This window comes from Cellulosimicrobium marinum (assembly GCF_020551945.1).
GTDB lineage: Bacteria > Actinomycetota > Actinomycetes > Actinomycetales > Cellulomonadaceae > Cellulosimicrobium > Cellulosimicrobium marinum.
Genome location: NZ_JAJBZH010000004.1, coordinates 283,918 through 302,693 on the forward strand (window position 1 = coordinate 283,918; position 18,776 = coordinate 302,693).

The 18,776-nt window shown below is 75.4% G+C and carries 22 protein-coding genes; 14 read left to right on the forward strand and 8 right to left on the reverse strand.

Features of this window, described 5'->3' with window-relative positions:
• Positions 1-3 precede the first annotated feature (3 nt).
• A complete protein-coding gene (locus LGQ04_RS11145; RefSeq protein ID WP_229243775.1) occupies positions 4-348 on the forward strand; it encodes an Rdx family protein in 345 nt (114 codons plus the stop codon).
• A 16-nt stretch (positions 349-364) separates the two neighbouring features.
• On the opposite strand, the gene LGQ04_RS11150 is transcribed toward LGQ04_RS11145, so the two are convergent.
• Entirely contained in the window at positions 365-742 is a 378-nt protein-coding gene (locus LGQ04_RS11150) for a VOC family protein (RefSeq protein ID WP_229243776.1), read from the reverse strand.
• Between the two features lie 25 nt (positions 743-767).
• Positions 768-1,148, reverse strand: coding sequence for a DUF5997 family protein (locus tag LGQ04_RS11155; RefSeq protein WP_229243777.1), 381 nt, complete (start codon positions 1,146-1,148; stop codon positions 768-770).
• 64 nt (positions 1,149-1,212) lie between these two features.
• Between LGQ04_RS11155 and LGQ04_RS11160 the strand changes: the two genes are divergently transcribed.
• The 4 genes from LGQ04_RS11160 (at position 1,213) to LGQ04_RS17775 (ending at position 4,244) form a co-directional block, all read left to right on the forward strand.
• Positions 1,213-2,148: a LysR substrate-binding domain-containing protein gene (locus tag LGQ04_RS11160; protein WP_229243778.1), complete on the forward strand. Its 936-nt coding sequence runs from the start codon at positions 1,213-1,215 to the stop codon at positions 2,146-2,148.
• Between the two features lie 140 nt (positions 2,149-2,288).
• The gene (locus tag LGQ04_RS11165; RefSeq protein WP_229243779.1) at positions 2,289-2,693 is read left to right on the forward strand and encodes an ArsR/SmtB family transcription factor; all 405 of its coding nucleotides are present in this window, start codon (positions 2,289-2,291) and stop codon (positions 2,691-2,693) included.
• Positions 2,690-3,346, forward strand: coding sequence for an SRPBCC family protein (locus LGQ04_RS11170; protein ID WP_229243780.1), 657 nt, complete (start codon positions 2,690-2,692; stop codon positions 3,344-3,346). The genes LGQ04_RS11165 and LGQ04_RS11170 overlap by 4 nt, the downstream gene beginning before the upstream one ends.
• 70 nt (positions 3,347-3,416) lie before the next feature.
• Positions 3,417-4,244, forward strand: coding sequence for a phosphatase PAP2 family protein (locus LGQ04_RS17775; RefSeq protein WP_229243781.1), 828 nt, complete (start codon positions 3,417-3,419; stop codon positions 4,242-4,244).
• On the opposite strand, the gene LGQ04_RS11180 is transcribed toward LGQ04_RS17775, so the two are convergent.
• From LGQ04_RS11180 to msrA, 3 genes are read right to left on the reverse strand one after another with little or no spacing between them, the layout of a single operon-like run.
• Positions 4,228-5,061, reverse strand: a complete 834-nt coding sequence (locus LGQ04_RS11180) for a CPBP family glutamic-type intramembrane protease (RefSeq protein ID WP_229243782.1) — start codon at positions 5,059-5,061, stop codon at positions 4,228-4,230. The two genes, LGQ04_RS17775 and LGQ04_RS11180, sit on opposite strands and share 17 nt — an antisense overlap.
• Positions 5,058-5,897, reverse strand: a complete 840-nt coding sequence (locus tag LGQ04_RS11185; RefSeq protein ID WP_229243783.1) for an aldo/keto reductase — start codon at positions 5,895-5,897, stop codon at positions 5,058-5,060. Before LGQ04_RS11185 ends, LGQ04_RS11180 begins: the two co-directional genes overlap by 4 nt.
• A 60-nt stretch (positions 5,898-5,957) precedes the next feature.
• On the reverse strand, positions 5,958-6,632 hold the full coding sequence (gene msrA, locus LGQ04_RS11190) for a peptide-methionine (S)-S-oxide reductase MsrA (RefSeq protein ID WP_229243784.1): 675 nt from the start codon (positions 6,630-6,632) through the stop codon (positions 5,958-5,960).
• A 134-nt stretch (positions 6,633-6,766) separates the two neighbouring features.
• On the opposite strand from msrA, the gene LGQ04_RS11195 reads away from it, so the two are divergent.
• The 3 genes from LGQ04_RS11195 to ilvA all read left to right on the forward strand — a co-directional run bounded on the left by LGQ04_RS11195 (position 6,767) and on the right by ilvA (position 10,867).
• A complete protein-coding gene (locus tag LGQ04_RS11195; RefSeq protein WP_229243785.1) occupies positions 6,767-8,008 on the forward strand; it encodes a cystathionine gamma-synthase in 1,242 nt (413 codons plus the stop codon).
• A gap of 280 nt (positions 8,009-8,288) precedes the next feature.
• Positions 8,289-9,593 carry an AI-2E family transporter gene (locus LGQ04_RS11200; protein ID WP_372470047.1) on the forward strand — a complete coding sequence of 435 codons (1,305 nt, stop codon included), beginning with the start codon at positions 8,289-8,291 and terminating at the stop codon, positions 9,591-9,593.
• A complete protein-coding gene (gene ilvA, locus LGQ04_RS11205; RefSeq protein WP_229243786.1) occupies positions 9,590-10,867 on the forward strand; it encodes a threonine ammonia-lyase in 1,278 nt (425 codons plus the stop codon). Before LGQ04_RS11200 ends, ilvA begins: the two co-directional genes overlap by 4 nt.
• Positions 10,868-10,946: 79 nt before the next feature.
• Here the strand turns inward: ilvA and greA are convergent, their stop codons facing one another.
• Together greA and LGQ04_RS11215 are read right to left on the reverse strand one after the other, a co-directional pair.
• Positions 10,947-11,429 (reverse strand): transcription elongation factor GreA, encoded by a 483-nt coding sequence (greA, locus tag LGQ04_RS11210; protein ID WP_229243787.1) that lies wholly within the window; start codon positions 11,427-11,429, stop codon positions 10,947-10,949.
• Between the two features lie 227 nt (positions 11,430-11,656).
• On the reverse strand, positions 11,657-12,154 hold the full coding sequence (locus LGQ04_RS11215; protein ID WP_229243788.1) for a DUF4307 domain-containing protein: 498 nt from the start codon (positions 12,152-12,154) through the stop codon (positions 11,657-11,659).
• A 212-nt stretch (positions 12,155-12,366) separates the two neighbouring features.
• Here LGQ04_RS11215 and mca point away from each other — a divergent pair, with 212 nt between their 5' ends.
• The 3 genes from mca to LGQ04_RS11230 are packed head-to-tail and all read left to right on the forward strand — an operon-like array spanning position 12,367 to position 14,664.
• The gene (gene mca, locus LGQ04_RS11220; RefSeq protein ID WP_229243789.1) at positions 12,367-13,317 is read left to right on the forward strand and encodes a mycothiol conjugate amidase Mca; all 951 of its coding nucleotides are present in this window, start codon (positions 12,367-12,369) and stop codon (positions 13,315-13,317) included.
• A complete protein-coding gene (locus LGQ04_RS11225; RefSeq protein ID WP_229243790.1) occupies positions 13,314-13,817 on the forward strand; it encodes a hypothetical protein in 504 nt (167 codons plus the stop codon). The genes mca and LGQ04_RS11225 overlap by 4 nt, the downstream gene beginning before the upstream one ends.
• A gap of 1 nt (position 13,818) precedes the next feature.
• Positions 13,819-14,664 (forward strand): carbon-nitrogen hydrolase family protein, encoded by an 846-nt coding sequence (locus LGQ04_RS11230; RefSeq protein ID WP_229243791.1) that lies wholly within the window; start codon positions 13,819-13,821, stop codon positions 14,662-14,664.
• A gap of 362 nt (positions 14,665-15,026) precedes the next feature.
• Here the strand turns inward: LGQ04_RS11230 and trhA are convergent, their stop codons facing one another.
• Positions 15,027-15,824: a PAQR family membrane homeostasis protein TrhA gene (gene trhA / locus LGQ04_RS11235; protein ID WP_229243792.1), complete on the reverse strand. Its 798-nt coding sequence runs from the start codon at positions 15,822-15,824 to the stop codon at positions 15,027-15,029.
• A gap of 332 nt (positions 15,825-16,156) precedes the next feature.
• On the opposite strand from trhA, the gene LGQ04_RS11240 reads away from it, so the two are divergent.
• From LGQ04_RS11240 to LGQ04_RS11250, 3 genes are all read left to right on the forward strand, one after another.
• Complete coding sequence (locus LGQ04_RS11240) at positions 16,157-16,918, forward strand: isoprenyl transferase (RefSeq protein ID WP_229243793.1); 762 nt, start codon at positions 16,157-16,159, stop codon at positions 16,916-16,918.
• 67 nt (positions 16,919-16,985) lie between these two features.
• Positions 16,986-17,549, forward strand: coding sequence for a MarR family winged helix-turn-helix transcriptional regulator (locus tag LGQ04_RS11245; RefSeq protein ID WP_229243794.1), 564 nt, complete (start codon positions 16,986-16,988; stop codon positions 17,547-17,549).
• A gap of 9 nt (positions 17,550-17,558) precedes the next feature.
• Positions 17,559-18,764: a glycerate kinase gene (locus LGQ04_RS11250; protein ID WP_229243795.1), complete on the forward strand. Its 1,206-nt coding sequence runs from the start codon at positions 17,559-17,561 to the stop codon at positions 18,762-18,764.
• Positions 18,765-18,776: the final 12 nt, after the last annotated feature.

The window sequence follows — 18,776 nt, forward strand, 5'->3', positions numbered from 1 at the left end:
GCCATGACCCACGAGTCGAGCGCGGCCCCGGACCGAGGGACGGCGCGCGTCGCCGTCGAGTACTGCACGCAGTGCCGGTGGCTCCTGCGCGCGGCGTGGGTCGCCCAGGAGCTCCTGCAGACGTTCCGGACGCGGCTCGGCGAGGTCGCGCTCGTGCCGGGGACGGGCGGGGTGTTCCGCGTGACGCTCGACGCGGGCGACGGTCCCGTGGTGCTGTGGGACCGGACGGTCGACGGCGGGTTCCCCGAGGTGCCGGACCTCAAGCGCCGCGTGCGCGACGCCGTCGCGCCGGACCTGTCGCTCGGGCACACGGACCGCGCCGCGACGTCGGGCGGCGGCGAGGTCTGACGCGCCCGGGCGCGACTCAGTCGACCGGCGGCTGGATCAGGTCCCACGGCATGCCGTGGAGGTCCTCGAACACCGCGACGGTCCCGTACGGCTCGTGGCGCGGCTCCTCGCGGAACCGCACGCCGTGCGCCAGCATCCGGGCGTGCTGCGCGGCGAAGTCGTCCGTCTCGAGGAAGAGCGCGACGTCGCCGCCGGCCTGGCGGCCCAGCACGTCGCCCGTGGCGGGGACGAGGACGAGGCCCGTGCCGCCGCCGTCGGGCCCGACGACGACCCGCCGCCACGACGCGCCGACCACCTCGTCCTGACGGACGACGAACCCGAGGGCGTCGACGAAGAACGTGATCGCCTCGTCGAGGTCGCGGACCAGGAAGGTGACGTCGGAGATGCGCAGCACGCGGGCAGGCTAGCGGACGGGGACGTCAGCCCTTCTTCGCGCGCGCGGCGGCGAGACGGTCCTCCTCCGCGCGGACCTTCGCCTGCGTCTCGCGCTCCTGCACGAGCCACGCGGGCGGGTCCTGCCGCAGCTCGTCGATCTGCTCGGTCGTGAGGGGCTCGGTGACGCCGCCGCGGGCCAGGCCGGAGATCGACACGCCCAGGCGGCCCGCCACGACCGGGCGCGGGTGGGGACCGTTGCGGCGCAGGTCGGCGAGCCACTCGGGCGGGTTCTTCTCCAGCTCGTCGAGCTCGGCGCGCGTGACCTCCCGGGTCCGGAACTCGTCCGGCGTCGCGGGCAGGTACACCCCGAGCTTCTTGGCCGCCGTGGCGGGCTTCATCGACTGCGCGGAGTGCTTGCTGCTCATGCGCCCAGGGTAGTCCTCGGCCGCGCCCCGACAGGTCCGGGCGGCGCGGACCTAGGCTGGTCGGGTGGACGACGACGCGGGCGCACCCCCCGAGCAGCACGACCCCCTGGTGGACCCGCCGGCGGACGACCCTGCGGGGCGGCGGCGGTTCCGCCTCGCCTACGTCCCCGGCGCGACCCCGGCGAAGTGGGTGCGCACGTGGCGCGAGCGCCACCCCGACGTCCCGCTCGACCTCGTCGCGGTCGAGGCGGCCGACGCGGAGCGCGCGCTGCGCGACGGGGAGGCCGACGCCGCGATCCTGCGCCTGCCGGTCGACCGCGACGTGCTCGCCGCGATCCCGCTCTACGAGGAGACGCCGGTCGTCCTCGTCCCGCGCGACCACCTCCTCGCGGCGCTCGACCCCGACGAGCCCGTCGCGCTCGACGACCTCGCCGACGACGTGCTGCAGCGCCCGCTCGACGACGTCGTGGCGTGGGCGGGGGAGCGCGGCGCCGCCGACGACGCGCCCGCACCGCCGGGGCTCGCGGCGCTGGAGCGTCCCGCGACGACCGCCGACGCCGTGGTGCTCGTCGCCGCGGGCGTCGGCGTGCTCGTCGCCCCGCAGTCGCTCGCTCGGCTGCACCACCGCAAGGACGTCGTGCACCGGCGGCTCGACGGCGCGCCCCTCGCGCCCGTCGCGCTCGCCTGGGTCGCCGACCGGGACGACGACCTCGTCGAGGAGATGGTCGGGATCGTGCGCGGGCGCACGGTGAACAGCTCGCGGGGCCGTGCCGCCGCGGGTGCGCGGTCCGGGGCGGGGACGGACGCGCCCGGCGACCGCGCGGCGTCGGGCACGCGTGGCACGGGGAAGAGCGGCACCGGGGGGAAGGGCTCAGGGGGTCGCGGTGCGGGGGTTCGGGGTGGGGGATCGGGTGGCGCCGTGCGCGGCCGGCGCCCCGCTCGGGGCGCCGGGGGTCGCGACGGCGGGAGCGGGTCCCGGGGCAAGGGTCGTCGCCGCTGACGCCTGGCTACGGACGGGGCGTCGAGAGTCGCACCACGGGTCGAGGGATGCACCGCGACGTGCAGCACTCGAACGTGAGCGCATCACTCGGGCATTGATTCACGCTTGACTTATATAAGTCAGCGCTGCACCCTGGACGGGTGGAAGCGTTCGACGTCCTCGGCGACCCGGTCCGGCGCCGCATCCTCGAGCACCTCGCGCACGGGGAGCGGTCGGCGGGCGACGTCGCGGCGCTCGTGGGCGAGGAGTTCGGCATCAGCCAGCCGGCCGTCTCCCAGCACCTGCGCGTCCTGCGCACCCACGGGTTCGCGACCGTCCGGCCCGACGGCGCGCGCCGCCTCTACGCCCTCGACCCGGCGCCGCTCGGCGAGGTCGAGGACTGGGCGGCCGGTCTGCGCCGCTTCTGGGAGCAGCGCCTCGACGCGCTCGGCACCGAGCTCGCCCGCGGTGCGCGCGACCGGCGCCGGCGCGAGGCCGCCGAGCGGGCCGGCTCGACCTCCACCCACCCGCAGCACCACCCCGACACCCCCCGGAGGACAGGATGAAGGACCTCATCGCGGAGCTCGAGACCGTGCGGCGCCGCGTCGGGAGCGCGGAGCTCCCGGCCGGCGAGGCGCGCGTCGTCACGCTGTCGCGGACGTACCCGGCCGCCGTCGAGGACGTGTGGGACGCCGTGACGAACCCCGAGCGCATCCCGCGCTGGTTCCTCCCCGTGAGCGGCGACCTTCGGGTCGGCGGCACCTACCAGACCGAGGGCAACGCGGGCGGCGAGATCCGCGTGTGCGACGCGCCGCACCGCCTGCAGATCACCTGGGTCATGGGGCCCGCCGGGTCGGAGGACTCCTCGCTGGTCGACGTGCGCCTCGAGGCGTCCGACGACGGGACGCGCCTCACGCTCGAGCACACCGCCGTCACGCCGCCGGAGTTCTGGGACCAGTTCGGCCCCGGGGCCGTCGGCGTCGGCTGGGACGGGGCGCTGCTCGGGCTCGCCCTGCACCTCGACGGCGCGGACGGTCCGATGTCGCCGGAGGAGCTCGGGACGAACCCGGAGATCCGCGCGTTCAACACGGCGAGCAGCGAGGCGTGGGGAGCGGCGCTCGCCGCGGCCGACGGGCTCGACCCCGAGGTCGTCGCCGCCCGCGTCGCCGCGACCACCGCGTTCTACGTGCCCCCGCCGGAGGACGGGACCCCGGGCTGACGCCCCCGTGGTCGAGGGTCCTCCCGTGGTCTGATGTTCATCCGGCGTTCACCTGGCTACCCTCGGCCGGGTGACTTCGCCCGTTTCGTCCCTCCCGGCGCTCGCCCGGCCCTCGACCCCGGCACCGGCCCCGGTACCGACCCCGACCGGTCCCGCGCCGACCCACGCCGCGGAGCCTCCCGCGCGCACCGCCGCGCGGGCGCTCGCCTGGCTCGGCGGCGCCGCGCTCGTCGTGCTCGCCGCGCTCGCGCTGCGCGGACCGAGCGAGACCCTGTACGTCGCCGTCGTGTCGAGGACGGGCGACCTGGCGGGGTCGGCGCTCGTCTCCGAGGCCGGCGTCGTCCTGCTCCTGGTGCTGTGCGCGCTCCTGTTCCTGCGCGCCCGCCACGACGGCGTGGCCGCCGTGGCGACGACCCTCACCGCCGGGGTGGGCGCCGTCCTCGCGTACGGGGCGAGCGAGGCCGTGAAGTCGCTGGTCCGCCAGCCGCGCGGGTGCTGGGAGCTCGTCGAGGTGGCGCACTGCCCGCCGGCGGGGGACTGGTCCTTCCCGAGCAACCACACGGCGATCGCGGTCGCGCTCGCGACGGCCGTGGTGCTGGTCGGGGCACCGGGGGTGCGCGCGTTCGGTGCCCGGCCCCCGCGCCACGCCGCGACCGTCCGCCCGTCCGACGTCGCCCTGCGGGTCGTGCTCCCGGTCGGCGTCGCGGTGCTCGTCGCCGGGGCGCGCGTGACCCAGGGCGCGCACTACCCGCACGACGTCGTCGCGGGCGCGGCCCTCGGCGTCGGCGTCGTGGTGGCGACGGTCCTGCTCCTGGCCGGTCCCGCGACGGACGTCGTGCACGCCGCCTGCCGGTCCGACGTCGCGCGGCGGCTCCTGGTCGTCAGCCCGGCGCGGTGACGAAGACGTCGAAGAGCTCGGGGTGGTGGGCGTGGACGAGCACGCCGAACACGACGAGGTCGAACAGCAGGTGCACGGCGACCACGTAGGTGAACGACTTGCTCCACGAGAAGATCCAGCCCTGCACGAGGGCGAACGGGATCGTCAGGAGCGGGCCCCACTCGCGGTACCCGAGCTCCCACAGGAACGACACGAAGACGGTCGCCTGCAGCAGGTTCGCCGTCCACATGCCGAAGTGCTTGCGCAGCAGCGCGAAGACGAGGCACACGAAGAACAGCTCGTCCCAGATGCCGACCGCGTTCACGCCGACGAACAGGCGCACGATCTCCTGCGTGCCCGTCACTTCCGGCCAGTTCCGGTAGGCGCCCGAGCCGATGAAGTAGAACGGCAGGATCAGGTACCCGGCGACCACCACGACCGCGAGATACACGAGCTGCCCGCGCGTCCAGCGCCGCCCGGTGGCCACGGGGAACGTGATCGTCCGGTCCTGGAACGCGAACCGCGACAGCGCCCACGGCACGAGCACCGCGAGCGACAGCGCGACGGTGAAGCGGGCCATCCCCGCGTCGGACAGGTCGGCCTCGAGGGAGATCGACGAGATGATCGCCAGTCCCACGCCGATGAGCGCGAGGTCGTGGCCGAGCACCCGGTCGACCGCCCATCCCAGCGCCACGCCGAGCACCAGGGCCACGTAGCCGAGCGGGCGCACGTGCACCGCGAACAGCAGCACGGCCGAGAAGGCCACGAGCGCGGCGGCGAGCAGACGCGCGGGCGAGCCGACCGCCCAGGGCGCGCGCGCGGCGTCGGGCCCCGTCACAGCTCCTCGTAGGACGCCGGGTCCTGGCCCTTTGTCCGGCCGTCGACCCGCGCAAGGCCCGTGAGCGCCGTCATCTCGTGCGTCGTCAGCTCGAACGAGAACACGTCGAGGTTCTCGCGCTGCCGCGCCGGCGACGACGCCTTGGGGATCGGCACGACCCCGAGCTGGACGTGCCAGCGCAGGATCGCCTGCACGGGCGTGACGCCGTGGGCCCGCGCGACCGTCTCCACGACCGGGTCGGACAGCAGCTCGCTCGCGCGCCCGATCGGGCTCCACGCCTGCGTGACCACCCCGCGCTCGGCGTCGGCGTGCCGCTGGTCGGCCTGCGGGAAGTACGGGTGCAGCTCGACCTGGTTGACGACGGGCGTGACACCCGTCGCGGCGATCACCGCGTCGAGGTGCTCCGGCAGGAAGTTCGACACGCCGACGTGGCGCACCAGCCCCCGCTCCCGGCACGCCACGAGCGCCTCGTACGCCTCGACGTACCGCCCGACGCGCGGGTTCGGCCAGTGCACGAGGTACAGGTCGACCTGGTCGAGCCCCGTGCGGAACAGGGACTCCTCGACCGTGCGCACCGCGTCGTCGTAGGCGTGGAACCGGCCGGGCAGCTTCGACGTGACGAGCACCTCCTCACGGGGGACCGCCGCGTCGCGCACCGCCCGGCCGACCGCGCCCTCGTTCTCGTACGCGAACGCCGAGTCGACCAGCCGGTACCCCGCCTCGATCGCCCGCGTCACCGTCTCCGCCCCGCCGGCCCCCCGGAGCCTGTACGTGCCGAACCCGATCGCGGGGACCGACGTGCCGTCCTGGGCGGTGAGCGTGGGGATCGACGTCATGCCCCCATCTACGCACGCCACGGCCGCGCAGGCACGCCGCAGCATGCCTGCGCGGGGGTGCTACGCGGCGTCGGGGAACGGGACGCCCGTCGTCGCGTGGCAGCGGTACCCGTGCGGGTTCTTGTCGAGGTACTGCTGGTGGTAGTCCTCGGCGTAGAAGAACGGGCCGGCCTCGGACGCGGGGCGCATCTCCGTGGTGATCGGGTCGTAGCCCTTCGCGGCGAGCACCTCGCCGTACCGCTCCGCGGTCTCACGGACCGCCGCCTCCTGCTCCGGCGTCGTCCAGTACACGGCCGACCGGTACTGGGTGCCGACGTCGTTGCCCTGCCGGAAGCCCTGCGTCGGGTCGTGCCGCTCCCAGAAGATCCGGAGGAGCTCCTCCTCGGTGACCTGCGCGGGGTCGTACGCGACGAGCGCCGTCTCCGTGTGGCCCGTGCGCGCGCTGCACGCCTCCTCGTAGGTCGGGTTCGGCGTCGTGCCGCCCATGTAGCCGACGGCGGTGCTCACCACGCCCGGGACCTGCCAGTAGATCTCCTCCGCACCCCAGAAGCAGCCCATCGCCAGGTAGAGCACGCGCGTGCCCTCCGGCCAGGGGCCGGTGATCGACGTGCCGAGCACGGTGTGCGGGCGCGGGTCCTGCAGGACGGGGGACTGGCGCCCGGGGAGCGTGTCCTCCGGCGCGACCATCGTGGTCTTGGCGGAGCCGCCGAACAGGGCGTCGAAGATCGAGTTCATCGGTTACCTCCTGAAGGGGCCGGGACGACCGGGGCGCTGGGGGGACGAGGTCCCGGGGCCCACGACGCATCGTCTCGGCACGGGGTAGAACGTCGCAGGGGCGCGGGGTGTTCCGGCGCCCGTACGCTGGACGAGTGACCGAGCACCCCGACTGGACCACCACCGGCTTCGCCACCCGCGCCATCCACGCGGGGCAGGACCCGGACCCGACGACCGGCGCCGTCGTCCCGCCCATCCACCAGGTCTCCACCTACAAGCAGGACGGCGTGGGCGGTCTGCGCGGCGGGTACGAGTACTCGCGCTCCGCGAACCCCACGCGAACCGCCCTGGAGGAGGCGCTCGCCGCCGCCGAGTCGGGCGGACTGCGCCCGACGGCGGACGGGTCGCCCGCCGCACGCGGGTTCGCCTTCGCCTCCGGGCTCGCCGCGGAGGACACCCTCCTGCGCGCCGTGCTGCGCCCCGGCGACCACGTGGTCTTCCCCGACGACGCGTACGGCGGCACGTACCGCCTCGTCCACCGGGTCTTCGGCCCCTGGGGGATCGAGCACACGCCCGTCGACCTCGCCGACGTCTCCGCCGTGCGGGCCGCCCTGCGCCCCGGCACGACCAAGGTCGTGTGGGTCGAGACCCCCACCAACCCGCTGCTCGGGATCTCCGACATCGCCGCGCTCGCGGACGTCGCGCACGAGGCGGGCGCGCTGCTCGTCGTGGACAACACGTTCGCCACGCCCTACCTCCAGCAGCCCCTCGCGTTCGGCGCGGACGTCGTCGTGCACTCGACGACGAAGTACGTCGGCGGTCACTCCGACGTCGTCGGCGGCGCGCTCGTCGTCGCGACCGGCGCGCAGCTCCCCGGGGGTCTCGCGTCGCCCGCGGGCGGGACGGACGTCGCCGGCGCAGTGGGTTTCCACCAGAACGCCTCGGGCGCCGTCGCCGGACCGTTCGACGCCTGGCTCACGCTGCGCGGCCTCAAGACGCTCGCCGTGCGCATGGACCGCCACCAGGCCAACGCGGCAGCCGTCGCCACGTTCCTCGACCAGCACCCCGCGGTGACGCAGGTTATCTACCCCGGCCTCGCGTCGCACCCGGGCCACGAGCTCGCGAGCCGCCAGATGAGCGGATTCGGCGGCATGGTGTCGTTCCGCACCGGCAGCGAGGCGAGCGCGCTCGCGGTGTGCGCCCGCACCCGGGTCTTCACGCTCGCCGAGTCGCTCGGGGGCGTCGAGTCCCTGATCGAGCACCCGGGCCGGATGACGCACGGCTCGGTCGCCGGCACGGCGCTGGAGGTCCCCGACGACCTCGTCCGCCTCTCCGTGGGCATCGAGGACGTCGACGACCTGGTCGCCGACCTCGACCGCGCCCTGACCACGACGTAGCACCGAGGTCGCACGAGGTAGCACCGAGGTTGCGCGAGGTGGTGCCCAGGTACGCCGGCAACGGCCCAGTCCCTGGCCGGTGGTGCCCGACGGCGAGCGGTCACCCCACCCGCCCCGACTCCCGAGGCGACCACGCGACGTCGGGCACGAGAAACTCGGTACTACCTCGCACAACCCCGGTACTCCCTCGGCCCACCGGGGGTGGGGAGATCCTGCGCACACCAGGCGCGTCGCGGGGAGCCGACGCCGCGGGGACGGGCCGCTCGCCTAGGGTTGCGGTGTGAGCGCGCAGACGGACACGCACGGACCCGACCCGACGCCGGACCCGACGCCGGACCCGGCACCGTTGCCGCCCGGTCGGCCCGGTGCGGCGGCGGTCCCGGACTCCGTGCGGGCGGCGGCGGCGTGGTCGTGGCGGCTGCTGCTCATCGGTGCGCTCGTCGCCGCGAGCCTGTGGCTGGTCACACAGCTCAAGGTCATCGTCGTGCCCATCGCGGTGGCGCTGCTGCTCACGGTGCTGCTGACGCCGGTGCAGCGGTTCTGCCAGCGTCGTCTCGGCATGTCGCGGGGGCTGGCGTCGGGGGTCGCGCTCATCGGGCTGCTGCTGGTCGTGGCGGGTCTGGTGACGCTCGCGGGCCAGCAGATCGTCAGCGGGTTCCAGGACCTGCGCGACCAGGCGGTCGAGGGGTTCGAGCAGTTCACCGGCTGGCTGGCCGACGGGCCTCTGGGGCTCGACTCGGTCACGCTGAACTCGTACCTGGACCAGGCGCAGTCGGCGTTGACGGAGAACCAGGGCAGCATCGTGTCGGGTGCGCTCGGGGCGGCCACGACGATCGGCCACGTGCTCGCGGGTGCGCTCATCGCCCTGTTCTGCACGTTCTTCTTCCTGCTGGACGGTCGTGCGATCTGGTCGTGGGCGGTCGGTCTGCTGCCGTTGCGGGCCCGCGACCGGGTGCACCAGTCCGCCCGCCGTGGCGTGGTGACCCTCGCGGCGTACACGCGCACGCAGATCCTCGTCGCGGCGGTGGACGCCGTGGGCATCGGGGTGGGTGCGGCGTTCTTCGTGCCGAGCCTGGCGCTGCCGCTCGGCATCCTCGTGTTCGTCGGCTCGTTCATCCCGATCGTCGGTGCGATCGTCACGGGCTCGATCGCGGTGCTGGTGGTGCTGGTCGCCCAGGGGTGGGTGCAGGCGCTCATCATGCTCGCGATCGTGCTGCTCGTGCAGCAGATCGAGGGGCACATCCTCCAGCCGTTCCTCATGGGTCACGCGGTCTCGCTGCACCCGGTCGCGGTGCTCCTCGTCGTCGCGGCGGGCAGCTTCGCCGCGGGCATCGTGGGTGCGCTCTTCGCGGTGCCGATCGCGGCGGTCCTCAACACGGTGATCCTGTACCTGCACGGGCACGACAAGTTCCCCGAGCTCGGCGACGCGGACCGTGTCGTCGTGCGGGGCAGCCCGCAGCCCCCGGTGGTCGCGCGCGCGGAGGCCGACCTCGAGGAGCCGGCCGGGCGCCGTCGGGCACGACGCGCCACGTCGGTCGAGGACGCGCCCGTCGCGGACGACGCCGAGGGCACCCCGACCGCATGAGCGGACCGGCCGGAGTGACGCTCGACGACGTCCGTGACGCCGCCCGGCTGCTGGAGGGCGTCGCGTCGGTGACGCCCGTGCAGTCGTCGCGCGCGATCAGCGAGGCGGCGGGCGTGCGCGTGCTCCTCAAGTGCGAGAACCTGCAGCGCGCCGGGTCGTTCAAGGTGCGGGGCGCGTACGTGCGCATGGCGCGCCTCACCGAGGCGGAGAAGGCGCGGGGCGTCGTCGCGGCGAGCGCGGGCAACCACGCGCAGGGTGTCGCGCTCGCGGCGGGCCTGCTCGGCATCCCCGCGGTCGTGTACATGCCGCAGGACGCCGCGCTGCCGAAGGTGGCGGCGACGCGGCAGTACGGGGCGCAGGTGCGGCTCGTCGGGGAGGACGTCGACGCGGCGCTGGCGGCGGCGCGCGCGGAGGCCGAGCGGACCGGGGCCGTGCTCATCCACCCGTTCGACCACGCCGACGTGGTCGCCGGGCAGGGCACGGTCGCGCTGGAGATCCTCGACCAGGTGCCCGACGTGCGGACCGTCGTCGCGCCGCTCGGCGGCGGCGGGCTCGTCGCGGGCCTGGCGGCGACGTTCGCGGAGGCGGCGCCGCACGTGCGCGTCGTCGGGGTCCAGGCGGCGCGTGCGGCGGCGTACCCGGTGTCGCTCGAGACGGGCGCCCCGACGACGGCGCGGATCGCCGCGACCATGGCGGACGGCATCGCGGTGGGCACGCCGGGCGACGTCCCGTTCGGCATCCTCGCGCGCCTGGGGGTCGAGGTCCGCACGGTGACCGAGGACGAGATCTCCCGGTCCTTGCTCATGGTGGCCGAGCGCGCGAAGCTGCTCGTGGAGCCCGCGGGTGCGACCGGGGTGGCGGCGCTGCTCGCGGCCCCGCGCGCGCTCGACGTGGCCGACCCTGCGCTCGCGGGGGCCGGGGCGCTGGAGGGGCCGGTCGTCGTCGTCCTCTCGGGCGGCAACGTGGACCCGCTGGTGCTCCTGCGGGTCGTGCGGCACGGCCTCGCGGCCGCGGGCCGCTACCTGCAGCTCCAGGTGCTGCTCGACGACCGCCCGGGCGCCCTCGCGGGGATGCTGGAGATCATCTCGGGGCTGCGCGGGAACGTCATGCACGTCGACCACGACCGCACGGACGTGGGGCTCGCGATCGGGGAGGCGTGGGTGCGGATGCAGGTCGAGACGAAGGGCCGCGACCACTGCGACGAGCTCGTCGCGCGCCTGCGCGCCGCGGGCTACCGGGTCGAGCGCGGCGACGGGGGAGTGCCCCGCCTGTAGCGGGGGTCGCGGGCACGCGCACGGCCCGGCACCCTCGCGGGTCCCGGGCCGTGCGTCGGCCGTGCGTGCGGTGGTCGCGTCAGCCGGAGAACGGCTTCGCCGCGACGACCTTCACGGTGATCTCGTTGCCGTTCGGCGCGGTGTAGCTCGACTCGTCGCCGACGGACTTGCCGTCGATCGCGGCGCCGAGCGGCGACGTGGGGGAGTAGACGTCGAGGTCCGTCGTGTCGGCGATCTCGCGCGACCCGAGCAGGAACGTCATCTCGTCGCCGGCGACGAGCGCCGTCACGACCATGCCGGGCTCGACCATGCCGTCGTCCGGCGGGGTGCCGATCTGCACGTGGCGCAGCTTCTCCGTGAGCTCGCGGATGCGGGCCTCGTTCTTCGCCTGCTCCTCGCGGGCGGCGTGGTAGCCGCCGTTCTCCTTGAGGTCGCCCTCGTCGCGCGCCGCGGCGATGCGCTCGGCGATCTCGGTGCGTCCCTCGCCGGACAGGTGGGCGAGCTCGGCCTGCAGCCTGTCGTGGGCCTCCTGGGTCAGCCAGGTGACAGAGGTGTCGGTCACGGTTCGCTCCTTCCTTTCCATGGTCGACGGCCGCGCCGGGGCGGCCGTGCAGGTGCGGGCAGCCGAGGCGCGTGCGGAACGCGGAGCGCCTGCCTGCCCGGGTCGGTGACGCTGCCCGGGTGGCAGCGCGGTGGTGGCTGGGTGTCCTGGACGCACGGGGTCGAGCCCCTGCGCAGGAATCCCTCAGAATAGCAAAGAAAAGCCCGCTGCCGGTGTGCTCGTCGGCGTCACTCGGCCACGCGGCACGACTCCACGACGCCCGTCGTGGCGAGCTCCGACGTCGCGACGGTCACCGTCCACCGTGACTCCAGCGTCTCGACGGGGCCGACGGTGACGTCGACCGCCCCGACCTGCGCGTAGCTGTCCGCCAGGGCGTCGATCGTGCAGGTGGCGGCGGTGCCGGGCTCCATCGAGACCTCGAACGTCACGTCCACGCGCTCGGAGTCGACGACGTCGAACCCGACGACGTCGTACCGCACGGGCACCGCGGCGGAGCGCAGCCCCATCATGACGGCGACCCCGACGCCGAGGAGGGCGAGCACCGCGATCGCGACGACGGTCAGGCGCCGACGGCGCTCGGTGGGCTCCGGCCCGTAGCGTCCGGGGGGCGGACGGAGCGGGGCCGGCGCGGTGCCGCCGGGCGCTCCGGCGGGGCGCGCGGCGTCGGGCGCGGCGTCGGGCGCGGCGTCGGGCGCGGCGCCGGGTGCGGTGGTGTCGTTCGTCACGGGCGGGTCCTGGGTCGGTCGCAGCTCGGTCGCAGCCCGCCCGTCGGGCGGCCCGGCCCTCGCGGGGCGGTTCGTCAGCGGTGGGCGGCGTGGGGGATCATGGTCCACGACCATCTTCGCAGAGCCCGGCGGCGGCCGTGCACGACCGCGACCCGGGCGTGACGCGTCCCACGCCCCGGCGCGCGGACACGTACGACGTACCGGGAGGACCCGTGGCCGAACCGACGGCCGGACCGACGCCTCGTCACGAGCCGGGGGAGCCGGAACCGTTGCGGCTCCTCGCGGTCCACGCGCACCCTGACGACGAGTCGAGCAAGGGGGCCGCGACGACCGCCCGCTACGCCGCCGAGGGCGTCGAGGTGCTCGTCGCGACGTGCACCGGGGGGGAGCGCGGCGACATCCTCAACCCGAGCTTCGGGGAGGGGCCGGCCGACGTCGAGGGGATGCGCGCGCTCCGCCGCACCGAGATGGCCGCGGCCGCGCGGGCGCTGGGCGTGCGGCAGCAGTGGCTCGGCTTCGTCGACTCCGGGCTGCCCGAGGGCGACCCGCTGCCGCCGCTGCCCGAGGGCTGCTTCGGGCTGGTGCCCCTGGAGGAGGCCGCGGCGCCGCTCGTCGAGCTGGTGCGCGAGTTCCGCCCGCACGTCGTCACGACGTACGACCCGTCGGGCGGCTACCCCCACCCCGACCACGTCATGTGCCACAAGGTGGCCGTGGAGGCGTACCGCGCCGCGGGCGACCCGGACCGGTACCGGCGCGAGGGCGGTGCCGCCCCGTGGGCGCCCCTCAAGCTGTACTACAACCACGACTTCTCGATGAACCGCATCCGCACGCTGCACGAGGCGATGCAGGGCGCGGGTCTCGAGTCCCCCTTCGGGGACTGGGTGGAGTCGCGCTCGGCGCGCGAGATCCCCGAGCGGGAGGTGACGACGCGCGTCCACGTCGCACGCCACTACCCGCAGCGCGACGCCGCGCTCATCGCGCACGCGTCGCAGATCGACCCCGACGGCTTCTTCTTCGCCATCCCGCGCGACCTGGAGGCCGAGGTGTGGCCGGTGGAGGAGTACGAGCTCGCCGACTCCCGCGTGCCCGTCACCCTGCCCGAGGACGACCTGTTCGCGGGCGTCCGGGCGCACGTCGGGGCGACCGAGGGGGGCGCGGCATGAGCGCGGCGCCGTTCCTCGTGCCCGACGTCGCGGCGGCCCTCGGCGAGCCGGTCGCCGTGGCGGGCGGCCCGGGCTGGGCGGCGGACGTGGTCGCCGAGACCGCGACCCCCGCGCCGTCGGACGACCCGTTGCGCGAGGACCTGGAGCCGACCGACGTCTCGCCCGGCCTCGCGGGGTTCCTCGCGATCTTCGCGGTGGCGCTCGCGGCGGTCGGCCTGTTCTTCGCGCTGTCGCGGCAGCTGCGGCGCATGCGCCACAACGCGGAGGTGCGCGGCATCCCCCTGGACGACGCACGGCGCCCGGGCGCCGCGGTGCGTCCGGGCGGCGCTGCCGAAGGCCCCGCGACCGGGGGCGTGCCCGACGGCGCGGGCTCGCCCGACGGCGCCGGCTCGTCCGACAGCACGGGGTCGCCCGACGGCGGGGCGTCGCCCGGCGCGCCGGGTGCGGCGGGTGGGTCGGGGTCGGCCGGCGAGGCCGGGCCGACCGACGACGGTCGCTGACGTGCGCGGCGCCGCGGGGTCGCGCACCGAGCAGCCGGGAGCCGGCGAGCCGGTCCGGGTGACGCTGGGGCAGCTCGAGGTCTCGACCGACCATGCCGCCAACCTCGTCGCCGTCCGCTCGGCGTTCCGCGAGGCCGCGCGCGTGGGCTCGCACCTCCTCGTGCTGCCCGAGTACGCGGCCGCGTTCGACCCGCGGGGGACGGGCCCGGAGCACGCCGAGCCGCTCGACGGCCCGTTCGTCACGACCCTGCGCCGCCTCTCGCGGGAGCACGGCGTCGCCGTCGTGGCGGGCACCCTCGTGCCCGACGACGCGTCGGCGAGAGCCGTGAACGCCGTCGTCGCCGTCGACCGGGACGGCGTCCTGGTGGGCGTGTACCGCAAGGTGCACCTCTACGACGCGTTCGGTCATCGCGAGTCGGACCGGCTCGCCGCGGGCGATCCCGCGGCCGCTCCGCTGGTGCTCACCGTGGGCGGCCTCCGGTTCGGCGTCCTCACGTGCTACGACCTGCGGTTCCCGGAGAGCGCGCGGCGGGTCGTCGACGCCGGTGCGGACGTCCTCGTCGTGCCGGCTGCCTGGGCCGCGGGTCCGCTCAAGGAGGACCACTGGCGCACGCTGGCGCGTGCTCGCGCGATCGAGAACACCGCCGTGGTCCTCGCCGTCGGCCAGGCCGGCACGGGGGTCGTCGGCCGGTCGGTGCTCGTGGGCCCCGACGGGCAGGTCGGCCTCGAGCTGGGCGAGCGTGCCGAACTGCGCAGCGCCGACCTCGACCCGGCGCCCCTGCGCGAGGCGCGCGAGCTCAACCCCTCGCTCGCGAACCGCCGCTACGCCGTCGTCCCGCGCGACTGAGCCCGGGCGCCGCGAGGAGCCGCGGCGAGGGACCAGGAGACCGGGGTGACGCGACCACGCGAGGTGGCGGGCGTCGGCTGCGGCCGCTGTTGCCCCAGACCGTCGTGAGGCCACCGCGAGGCCGGGCGTACGTCGGCTGCGGTTGCTTTGCCCCAGACCGGGTGAGGCCATCGCGAGGCCGGGCGGGCGTCGGCTGCGGCTGCTGGTGCCGACGACCGTGGCGAGGTCACCGCGAGGGGCGGGTCGGGCGTGGGGGCGCGGGTCGTGGTCGGGTCTGGCGGGAGCCCGCGAGGGACGAGCGGGCGGATGGTAGACCCGCGCCCCCACGCCCGGTCCGCACCGTCCCGGCTGTCAGCCGCGACCTACCTCGCGGCGACGGCCGCCAGGGTGATCGCGACGAAGTGGCAGACGAAGCCGACGACGGTGAGCACGTGGAAGATCTCGTGGAAGCCGAACCAGCGCGGGCTGGGGTTGGGCTTCTTGAGGCCGTAGACGACGGCCCCTGCGGTGTAGGCGAGCCCGCCTGCGGCGACGAGCCAGACGATGGCGGGTCCGTTGGTCGTGGTCCAGAACTGGGGCATGTAGCCGACGGCGACCCAGCCGAGCGCGACGTAGATGGGGACGTAGACCCAGCGGGGTGCGTCGAGCCAGAGGATGCGCGCGAGGAGGCCGAGGAGGGCGCCGCTCCACACGATGACGAGCAGGACGGTGGCGGTGCGCTGGGGCAGGAGGAGGACGGCGAGGGGGGTGTAGGTCCCGGCGATGATGAGGAAGATGTTCGAGTGGTCGGCGCGGCGCAGGATGCCGGCGACGCGGGGTGACCAGGTGCCGCGGTGGTAGACGGCGCTGGTGCCGAACAGCAGGCAGGCGCTGAGGCCGAAGATGGCGCAGGAGACCTTGCCCGCGACGGGGGGTGCGAGGACGACGAGCACGATGCTGGCGGCGAGGACGAGGGGGAAGGTCCCGGCGTGGATCCAGCCGCGGAGTCGGGGCTTGACGGCGTCGGCGACGTGGGCGACGGCGTCGGTGACGGTGTCGCGGACGGTGTCGAGGGGATTCTCGGGCGGTGCGGCGGCGGTGTCGGGCCCGGTGGGCCGTCCGCTGTCGGGGGACGTGCGGTGTCCGTGTGCGGGGTCGCGGTCGGACGTCGCTCGTGGCACCGGGTGCTCCTCGGTCTCGGTCGGTTCGTGCGTGTCGTGCAGGTCGGTGCGGGTGCTCCGCGACCGACCTACGCCATCGTAAGTTACGCAAGCGTAGGTTCGCGACGGTGCCGTGGCGCCGTCGTGTGAAGATCCTGGGCAGGGCCCCACGGGCCGGCGCCCAGGACGGCTCCCCGGTTGCGGCGGGCGGTACCGTGTGGCAGGCCGGTGCGCCGGCGTCCGTGCGGCGCCGACCTGCACCGGAGCGCCTGCGCACCCTGCCGTCCGGCCACCCGCCGGGCCCGTCGAGACCACCGCCAGACCACCGCCAGACCACCGCCGAGGACACCGTCGTGCGACTGCCCCACCCCCTCTACCGACTCTACGAGCGTCGTGTCGCCGCGTCGCTCCCGCGCGAGGGTCTGCCCCGGCACGTGGGGGTGATCCTCGACGGCAACCGGCGCTGGGCCCGGTCGTTCGGGGAGACGGCGGCGACGGGTCACCGTCGCGGCGCGGACAAGATCGACGCGTTCCTGGGGTGGAGCGAGGACCTGGGCATCGAGGTCGTGACGCTGTGGATGCTCTCCACCGACAACCTCTCGCGCTCGCGCGAGGAGCTGTCCGCGCTGCTCGACATCATCGAGGACGCGGTGAGCGACCTCGCGTCGACGGGCCGCTGGCGTCTGCGGGTCATGGGGCGGCTCGACCTGCTGCCGGAGCGGCTGGCGGGTGCGTTGCGGGAGGCGCAGCAGCGCACGGCGGGGGTCGACGGCCTCCAGGTCAACGTGGCGATCGGCTACGGCGGTCGCCACGAGATCGCGGACGCGGTGCGCTCCTACCTGCGCCAGCAGGCGGACGAGGGGGCCCGCCTGGAGGACCTCGCGGAGAACCTCGACGTGGAGCACATCGAGGAGCACCTGTACACGAAGGGCCAGCCGGACCCGGAGCTCGTCATCCGCACGTCGGGCGAGCAGCGCCTGGGCGGGTTCCTGCTGTGGCAGAGCGCGCACTCGGAGTTCTACTTCTGCGAGGCGTACTGGCCGGACTTCCGTCGCGTCGACTACCTGCGCGCGCTGCGCGCCTACTCCCAGCGCGAACGACGCCTCGGTCGCTGACCCCCGCCGGTAGGGTCGGTGCACGGGCATCGACCGGCGGCCGGCCGGTGTGCCGATCGGAGGGGTCATGGACGACACGGTGCGGGGTGCCGGGAGCCCGCGCCTCGCCGTCGAGACGTGGGAGTCGTTGTTCCGCGCGCAGGTCGCGCTCATGCGCCGCCTGCAGGCCGACCCGGTCTGGGACGAGCTGACGATGCGCGAGTACGACGTGCTGTTCTCCCTGACGAAGGGCCCGGTCGCCGGGATGCGGCTGCGCGACCTGAACGCCCTGATCCTGCTCAGTCAGCCGTCGCTCAGCCGGATGGTCGAGCGGCTGGAACGCCGCGGTCTCGTCACGCGCACCACGGACCCGGACGACGCGCGCGGCACGCTGGTGCGTCTCACGGAGGCGGGCGGGGACGTGCAGCGCCGGATCGGGCGGGCGCACGCCCGGGCGATCGCGACGTACGTGGGCGGGGCGCTCGACGACGACGACCTCGCCGTGCTCGGTGACCTCCTGGAACGGTTGCGTGCCACGCAGGCCGCCATCCCCCCGGTCGCGGCACGGCGGACGGACCGGCCTGGTGGTGTGGCGCGAAACACGGCACCGGAGCCCGCTCCCCGCCCGGCCGCACCGGGCCCGCCTGCCTAGAATCGCGGCGTGTCCTCAGCGCCGAGCACCGACCCGTCCCTGACCGCCGCGCACGCCGAGCGCCGGCTGCGCGTCGTCGTCGCGCCCGACTCGTTCAAGGGCAGCCTGAGCGCCGCCGAGGTGGCGCACGCCGTCGCCGCGGGTGTGCGCGACGTCGTCCCGGACGCCCGGGTCGCCGAACTGCCGATGGCCGACGGCGGTGAGGGCACGCTGGACGCGCTCCTCGCCGTGTGGGGGGTCCCCGCGCGGGAGGTGGCGACGGTCGACGCGATCGGACGTCCGCGCACGGCCCGGTTCGGCGTCTCGCGCGACGGTCGCCTGGGCGTCGTGGAGCTCGCGGAGGCGAGCGGTCTGCCGCAGGTGAGCGACGTCGCGCTCCAGCCTCTGCACGCGCACACGCTCGGGACGGGCGCCGCCGCGGCGGCCGTGCTCGACGCGGGCGTCGAGGAGGTCGTGGTGTGCCTCGGCGGGTCGGCGTCGACGGACGGCGGCGCGGGGGTGCTCACCGGCCTGGGGGCGCGGCTGCTCGACGCGGACGGGGCGCAGGTGCCCGACGGCGGGGAGGGGCTCGCGCAGGTCGCGCGCCTCGACCTGTCGGGCCTGCACCCGCGGGCCCGCGCGGTGCGGTGGCGCCTCGCGGTCGACGTGACGAACCCGCTCCACGGCGAGCGCGGGGCGGCGCACGTGTTCGGGCCGCAGAAGGGTGCGAGGCCGGCCGACGTCGCGTTCCTCGACGACGCGCTGCGCCGGTGGGCGGGAGTGCTCGCACCGGTGGCCGGGCAGGACGTCTCGGGTCTCCCGGGCGCCGGCGCGGCCGGGGGCGTGCCCGCGGCGATGGTGGGGGTGCTGGGCGCGGAGCTCGAGCCCGGTGCGCGGCTCGTCGCGGAGGCGATCGGCCTGCCGGGCGCGATCGCGGAGGCGGACCTCGTGGTGACGGGCGAGGGGTCGTTCGACTCCCAGTCGGTCAACGGGAAGGTCGCGGACGCGATCGGCGCCCTGGCGGCCGAGACGCCGGGCCGGCCGCCCGTCGTCGTGCTCGCGGGGCGTGTGCTGCTCCCGGCCGACCAGGCGCGCGCGGCGGGGATCGCCGCGGCGTTCAGCATCGCCCCGGGCCCCATCGCGCTCGACGAGCTGCTCGACCGCACCGCGTCACGGCTCACTGACCTCGCCGCGACGGTGACGAGCCTCGTCCTCGCGTCGCGACCCACCCGCTGAGTGCGGGGTATT